Source organism: Paenibacillus pinihumi DSM 23905 = JCM 16419, from assembly GCF_000422505.1.
Classification (GTDB): domain Bacteria; phylum Bacillota; class Bacilli; order Paenibacillales; family Paenibacillaceae; genus Paenibacillus_D; species Paenibacillus_D pinihumi.
On the sequence record NZ_AULX01000047.1, the window covers coordinates 1 to 7,725 of the forward strand.

General features: G+C 55.2%; 2 protein-coding genes. Both read right to left on the bottom strand.

Annotated features, from left to right (window positions below):
* Positions 1-1,721, bottom strand: a 1,721-nt coding sequence (locus H583_RS0113885; RefSeq protein ID WP_028560976.1) for a type I polyketide synthase, incomplete at its 3' end; no start/stop codon positions are given.
* 13 nt (positions 1,722-1,734) lie between these two features.
* Positions 1,735-7,725, bottom strand: a 5,991-nt coding sequence (locus H583_RS35345; protein WP_028560977.1) for a non-ribosomal peptide synthetase, incomplete at its 5' end; no start/stop codon positions are given.

A 7,725-nucleotide genomic window follows, 5' to 3' on the forward strand; every position in this document is an offset into this window, starting at 1 on the left:
TCCTCTTCTTCCCCTGCCCGAGCCGCCTTTTCCGCCCGGATCCCTGCCTCACGCAGGGATCTCTCCGCTTCTGCCTGAACGCTGCTTTCCCCATACCAGACATCTGCCCCGCTCCATGCTCCCGGCCCTTGCTTGGACAGCTCACGCAGACGCTCCAACAGCGCTTCCCGATCCGCTCCCATGATCGCCAGACGGTGGGTGTAGTGGCCTCGGCCTGTATTCGTTGTACTGCAGATGGCTCCTGCATCCTCCCCGGACAGCGTCTCCAGTGCCAAAGCGTACCTGCTGATCAAAACACCCAGTCCTTCCGCACCTTTCGCCGACAGCGTCAGCAGATGCGGCCCTGCGCTCTGCGGGCTTTCTTCGCTCTTCGGAGCTTCTTCGACGACCACATGACAGTTCGTCCCGCTTAGGCCGAACGCGCTGACTCCTCCCCGGCGCGGCACTCCCTCCACTGTCGTCCATGCCCGTGCCTCATCCAGCACATAGACCGGCGACTGCTCGAACGCAATCTCCGGGTTCGGACGCTTAAAGTGCACATTGGGCGGAAGCTCCTTATACCGCAGCGCCGCAATCACCTTCAGCAGTCCAGCCAGTCCTGCTGCATGGTCCAGATGCCCCATGTTCGTCTTTACCGAACCGACCGCACAGAATTGTTTCCGCTTGGTATACCGGCCGAACGCCCGCTTCATCCCGTCGATCTCGATCGGATCACCAAGCCGGGTTCCGGTGCCATGCGCCTCCATATAGGAGATGCTCTCCGCCTCTACGCCCGCATTTTGCCAGGCCCGCACGATTACGTCCTCCTGTGCCGCCGCGTTAGGCGCTGTCAGTCCAATCGAACTGCCATCCTGATTCACTGCACTCCCTTTAATCACAGCATAGATGTGATCCCGGTCAGCTACCGCACGCGATAAGGGCTTGATCATGACTGCAATGACTCCTTCTCCCCGCCCTGTACCATCGGAAGCAGCATCGAACGTATGAGTCCTGCCGCTGGAGGACTCCACACCAACCGTAATCTCATGCTCTGGAGGGAGAATAGCCATATTGATTCCGCCAACCAGTGCCGCCTCGCATTCTCCGGCTCGGATTGCCTGACAAGCAGTATGCAAAGCCACCAGAGAAGCGGAGCATGCTGTGTCAATCAGCATGCTCGGCCCTCTGAGATCAAGTAAATACGAGATTCGGCTCGCGATAACCGAGGGAATATTTCCGGCAAATGCCGTCCCCAGTTCTTCTGGCGCTACTCTTTCAATCATTCGTTTGTAATCTTCATTAGCCCCGGCTCCCAGATAAACACCGGTTCTCGAGCCATTGATTTTCCCGCCGCCATAGCCAGCATCTTCAATGGCAGACCACGCAGTCTCCAAAAACATCCGCTGGTTCGGGTCCATCAGACTCGCTTCTTTCGGAGAAAGACGAAAGTAACTGTAATCAAATTTATCGATTTCTTCTACAAAGGCGCTCTCAACTCTTGTCAGCTGCATTTTTTTCTCAAGGAACGCCAAGTAGTTGTAAATGTCTTGTTTTCGAATACCGGAAAGCTCACCAACAAAATCATGTCCTTCCTTCAGTTTGTTCCAATACTGAGAGAGTTCCGTGACACCCTCAGCCAACTGAAACGAAAGGCCGATGATGGCGATATCTTTTTGCGACCAGTCTTCCGGTTCAACAACAGAGCCTTTATTCATCCTGTGTTTTAAATCAGCCAGCTTCAACTTCGTTCCCCCTCTACATATCCGATCGTACTGCCTCATCGTTTTCAATTAACAGATTGATTAATTCCATATAGTTTTTGGCTATCTGCCTCATTTGTTGGGCATTCATAGCACTTGAATATTCAAACAAGAAGGCATAAGCAGTTTGATTCGCTTCCTGGTGCACGCCTAGCGCTATATCGTAAATGGAAGTCAAAGCTGTAGATTCTCCATAAAGTTCCGTCTGATAGAACAACGGCGCAACCTCACGGTAAGACGGCCTGGCTAACGGAGTGGAAGGCATTTCCCCTACAACTTCCTGATGCTGCAAGCTTGCGTTGGTCTGTTTAATCAGTGCCGACAGTTCAGCTATATTTGAAAAATCCAGTTTCACTTCTGCAACCTTCTTAGGCTCGGTAACCATTGCCTGGAACGTAATCATATCCAGCTCTGCACATTCATTTAATAGCAAACCAAACAATGCTAAAAGAACTGTCGTCGCTTCAACATGCTCTTGATTCGCCAAGGTTGTAATGCGTTCACTAGTATCCGGCGTTAATATAAAACGGAATACACCATCCCCGCCGCCTCCCCTGACAACAAATCTCTCCGGCAGCGTTAGGAAGCTGATCGGCGCCATGTCTTTCGAATCTCCTGCTCCAAGTAGGGCGCTTAACTGCCCAATGGTCGTGTACGAGAATAAGTCACTGACTGAGAGCCTGCCGGGAAACTTTTTCTCAATCTGTGCAAACATCCGTATTAAAAGGAGAGAATTGCCTCCAGCATCAAAAAAGTTATCATGAATCCCGATACGTTCATGTCCAAGGAGCTGCGTCCAGATGTCCGCCAGTGTCTGCTCCACCTCGGTTTGCGGGGCCATGTATTCCGTTCCGCTCTCCACATTGTGCTGGGGCTCCGGCAGTGCCGACCGGTCCAGCTTCCCGTTCACCGTCATCGGCATGGCGTCCAGCTCCGTATAATGAGACGGCAGCATATATTCCGGCAAATGATACGACAGATGGGTCCTCAGCTCGGTTACGCTAATCGGACTGGCGGTAATCACATACGCGCACAGCTCCTTCTCCCCTTCCGCATTCGCTCTGACGATTACAGCCGCTTCCTTCACCGCCTCATGCTCTAACAGGCGGCTCTCGATCTCGCCAAGCTCGATCCGGTACCCCCGAACCTTCACCTGTTCGTCCAGACGGCCCTGATACTCCAGCTCGCCTCCAAACAGCCACCTTCCGCGATCTCCTGTACGGTACAGTCTCGATCCCGGTTCATACGGGTCCTCGACGAAACGTTCCTCCGTCAGCTCTGCAAGGTTCAGGTAACCCCTCGCCACGCCCGGACCGCCAATATACAGCTCTCCGGATACCCCCGGTAGCGATAATCTCCCTGATGCATCCATGATCCGCACCCGATTCACAAAAGGGCTGCCAATCGGGGCCTCTTCACGATCTTCCAAACGCGACACATCAACCTGCCAACAGGTGGAGTCCACACAGCATTCGGTCGGACCATACACATTGAACAGCCTGCTCTCTTCTCCGCAGATCTTCAACAGCATCCGGGCCGTCCCTGCCGTCAGCACATCGCCTCCGATCAGGAATCGCTTCACAGGCACACGCTCTCCTGCTTCACCCAGCATTCTCGCATGCAAAGGCGTTCCATCAGATATCCCAATATGCTCCTGCCGGTAATAGGACGCCAGCTTCATACCGTCCCGGCGCACATCCTCCGGCACCAGATGAAGCTCATGGCCCAGCAGCAGCGAAGCAAATATCTGCTGTACAGACGCATCAAACACATACGATGCTACCAGCGCCACCTGCTGCGGCGATTCAAGATCACGATAAACCTCCTCCCACAAGCCCTGCACCAAGTGCACGACGCTCCGGTGCTCAACCATGACCCCTTTCGGCTGCCCGGTCGTACCGGATGTATAGATCACGTATGCCAGACGGGTGGCGCTTTCCTCCCCCGTAACCGCTTCCACCGGACGCTCCGTTACTGCTTCCATGCTTACCGCCGTCTCCGGGAATGCCCATGTATCCATCCGGGACAGATCCAGCACAGGCACACCCAGACGATACGCATCCTCATGCTCTCCGCAACTGACGATCAGCCTTGCTCCGCTGTCCTGAGCCAGATACTGCTTCCGCTCCAGCGGATAACTTGGATCAATCGGCACGTAAGCCCCGCCTGCCTTCAAAATCCCCAACATTCCGGCGATCAGTTCCGGCTTCCGGTCTGCGATCAGACCGACCGTCACCTCAGCCCCTACGCCTTGCCCCCGCAGCACCTGCGCAATCCGTTCAGACAACTGATCCAGTTCCCCATAGCTCAGCTTCGCTTCTCCCGCAGACACGGCCGTCCGCTCCGGCGTTTGCGCTGCCTGCTCCGAGAACCAACCATCCAGCGTCGCCTGCTCAGTCCAGGCTGACGGCCATCTTGCTTCGATTACTTCACGCCGAGCTCCCACGCCTTCGCCCAGCCTCAAAAGCACTTCCTCTTCCGCTGCTGTAATAATCCGCACTTCACCCAAACGCTGCGACGCATCGCGACTCAATTCATCCAACACCTTCAGCCAGCGCTCCGACAATTTTTCAATCGTCTCCCGCTTGAACAGTTTGGTACTGTACTCCAGGCTGAAATGCAGTTCCCCTTCCAACTCATACGCATTAAGCGTCAGGTCGAACTTCGCAATCCGGTGAACAAACGGATATAGCGAAGCTCCCCATCGACTTAAGTCCACCTGATCTTTGACTGTATTGTGCAGAGTGAACAGATAATCGAACAATGGACTGCGGCTTGTATCCCGGCGCACATCCAGCTCGCTTACCAAATCCTCGAACGGATAGTCCCGGTTCTCATGCACCCGCAGGGTCGTCTCTCTCACTTCTTTCACATACGACGCAAAACTTTTCTCCCTCTCCGGCTTGCCACGCATTGCCATCGTGTTCACGAACATCCCGACGACACGTTCCACATCCGCATCATGACGACTTGACATCGGAGAACCGACAACCATATCCTCTTGTCCCGTGTAATGCAGCAACAGCACCTGATATGCAGCCAGCAGATACATGTACAGCGTCACACCCTGCTCTGACGCCCCCTTATAGATCCGCGCTGACAGTTCTCTAGTTGCTTGGAAATATATTTGGTCCCCTTCATAGCTCTTGATGGCAGGGCGACGGTAATCCGTGGGCATCTCCATTGCCTGGGGAGGTTCAGCAAAGGTTTCCCTCCAATACGCTGCCTGCTTTTGGAACAATTCACTATCCTTGAGCCCCCCTTGCCAGACGGCGTAATCCTTGTACTGAATCCGCAGCGGTTCCAGTTCCTCACCCTCATATAACGCCATGAACTCCTGCATGATGACATCCATTGTCACGCCGTCAGACGTAATATGGTGCAAGTCTACATACAGTAGCCCCCGGTCACCTGAGGTTTCACCGACGCCCATGCGAATCAGCAGATCCCGGCTCAGGTTGAACGGCCGGACAAATCCAGTCATGCTGGCCTCAAGTTCAGATTCAGTAACGAATCCCATCCGGGTCAGCGCAGGCTTGATTTCCGACACAACGGTAATCCGCTGAACCGGCTCGCCGTCCGTCATTGCAAAGGTCGTCCGCAACGATTCATGACGCATAATCAACTGAATCATCACCTGCTCGACACGCTCTGCAACCAGTAATTGCCCCGTGATAAGCAGAGCGGGCATGTTGTAACCCATTTGCACCTGGTCGAACTGGTCCAAAATGTACATACGCTTCTGCGCAGATGATAACGGGTAACTCTCCTGCTTCTCAGCAACTGGAATAACGGACCCGACGGAAAGTGAATGCTCAGCCTTCGAGGCTGGCTGGAGTCCAGTCATCCACGCTCCCAACTCGGTAATGGTCGGTCGGCTCAAAACATCCGCCGGCGTCAATTCCAGACCTGTCTCTCTTTTTATCCGATTAACCATCTGAATTGCGAAGATCGAATCCCCGCCAAGCTCATAAAAACTCGTTGTCACATCCAGCTCTTCAAAGCCCAGTGCCTCTCCCCAGACTTGACCAACCAGTTGTTCCATCTCGCTGTATTCTCCAGCACGGCTAATTTCTGTTACCGGCCTGTCATTTTCGGAACCCTTACTCTCTGCCGCCGGCTTACTGCCAGCAGTTTTACCATCATAGTTAACCTCACTTCTCCCTTTGAGCTTGACCACCCTGCGGGCCGCTGCTTGCTTAGCAGCCGGCATCTCCCCGGCTTCACTCCCCAGTCCGGATTCCAGCTCCGGTGATAAACGGAACGGCAACATCGCCTTCAGTTCGTACAGGCCGGATTTCCAGTTCACTGCACCTGCAATTACCTGTACTGCCCCGCGTTCGAGCGAGTTCACAAATACTTCTCTTGCCTTCGGCGCATCAATAATCCTAAAGATCTGCTTGCCTTCATAGGTTTGCCGGTAAGCTTCCCCGGGGTCTTCTTCCCAGTCCCACGCCGGCCAGTTCAACGCCAGCGTCCGCTTCCCGCGCAAATTCCGCTCCTGGGCAAAACTGTCCAAATACGCATTTGCTGCCGTATAGCTTCCTGCTGCAACTCCACCGGCTACCGTGATGGCTGATGAGCATACGACAAAAAAGTCCAGCTCGTCCAATTCCGTCAGCCGGTCCAGCAGCTCGGTTCCCTCAACCTTCGGTGCCAGCATTCGCCGCAGCCCTGCTTCAGTCTCCTCTGACAGCAGCAAGCCACGCTCGCCTACTCCTACCCCGGCGCTATGTATAATGCCCCGCACGCCTCCGGATTCCCGGCGAATTTGAGCCAATAACGCCCTTGCCTGCTCCTCATCGCTGATGTCCGCGCTGACGATGCTGACCCGGCTGCCTCCCTCTTCCACGGCCAGAATATCGCGAATACGGCGCGACAAACGGGAATTGCTGTTCCGGGACAGCTCCGCCTCCCATTGCTCGCGCTCCGGGAATGCCCCACGCTGCGCCAACACCAGATGTATGCCTCCTGCTCCTGCACGGGCCGCCAGCTCAGCTCCCAGCTCCAGTCCAATTCGGCCTGTTCCTCCGGTAATGAGATACGCACCCTCGGACTGTAACTGCAGCGCTTCCCGTGGTGACGAAGCTGCGTCCCAACGTATCACTTCCTCCGTGTAACGGCTCCCTCTCCGGTAGGCTACCCGGCCTTGCGCTTCAACGCCCAGCTCCAGCTCCAGTTCCTTAGCCGTAGTTGAACGATCCACGTCTACCGCTTTGCAGCGCAGACGCGGCCAGTCCAATCCGGCCGTGCGCAGCAGACCGAAAATCGGACCGTGCGAGGGACGTATTCCTTGTTCCTCCCCGGTTACCTCCCCGGCTTCGGCTGCTACTACAGTAACCGTCAACTCCTTTTCGGCCAGATGCACCGCCTTCAACAGATGAAACACATCATAGACCCCGCGCTTCAACTCCTGCTCCAGCAGGGAACCCCCACCTGAATGAGTTTCTTCAGGCTTTGCCGGTACGTTTTCCGCTGCCCTCATATGAACGATATCCGTCAATACGATGCCGGATCTGTCGATTTCCCCAAACAAATGAACATACCCGTTATGATCTTCTGGAATGTTCACCCTAACGCCAGCGGTCCCTGCTGTTTCAGCCTCTGCTGCTTCCACCGCTTCTATAACCGGCCGGCCGGACAACCGCAGCAGACGGGCCAGCTCTTGACCCTGCTCATCCTCCCCGCGAATCACCAGCACTGCACCCTGTACGGCTCGCTGCGGCGACTGTTTTACGCCTTCCCTTTTCCAGCCCACCGCATGGTACAGATGCTCTCCATCCATCTCCATTCCAGCCTCTACTGCTTCCGGAAGCTCCATCCAACAGCGGGTCCGGGCGAACGGATATGCCGGCAGGCTTACTTTCCAGTGGCCTTGCCCCCGGTAGACGCCTTCCCAGTCTACTTCCATCCCCTTTACATACAGGGAAGCCAGTTCCCTTAGACCGGCCAGACGCTCCTCTTCTTCCCCTGCCCGAGCCGCCTT